The sequence below is a fragment of the Seonamhaeicola marinus genome, from assembly GCF_008085455.1.
In genome coordinates this window covers 1-416 of sequence record NZ_VSDQ01000179.1, presented here as the reverse complement: position 1 = coordinate 416, position 416 = coordinate 1, and the positions used below count along the sequence as shown (strand labels likewise).

1 pseudogene is annotated in these 416 nt (G+C 30.5%); it reads left to right on the top strand.

Features of this window, described 5'->3' with window-relative positions:
* Positions 1-225: 225 nt before the first annotated feature.
* A pseudogene (locus tag FUA24_RS02880) lies at positions 226-416 on the top strand (tRNA epoxyqueuosine(34) reductase QueG); the annotation flags it as partial.

The following is a 416-nucleotide window of genomic DNA, read 5'->3' as shown; positions in this document are numbered from 1 at the left end:
AGCACAATTTACACCGTTAGGATTAACAGAAGCAGAAATAGAACAATTAACAACGTTTTTAGAAAAAAGCTTGTATGATGCTAACCTAATTAGGTATGTGCCAAATCAACTACCATCAGGTAATTGCTTTCCAAATGCCGATTCCCAATCTTCAATAGATATGGGGTGTAATTAAAAATTATATAATTTAACTATTTATTTGTAGTTTAGATATAATTTTTACTATTGAATAATAAAAAACAACATTATACAACACTTATTAAAACCGAAGCAAAACGCCTCGGTTTTTTGTCTTGTGGTATTAGTAAAGCAACCTTTTTAGAAGAAGAAGCTCCTAGGTTAGAAAAATGGTTAAACAATAACATGCATGGAGAAATGCGTTATATGGAAAACCATTTTGATAAGCGTTTAGACCC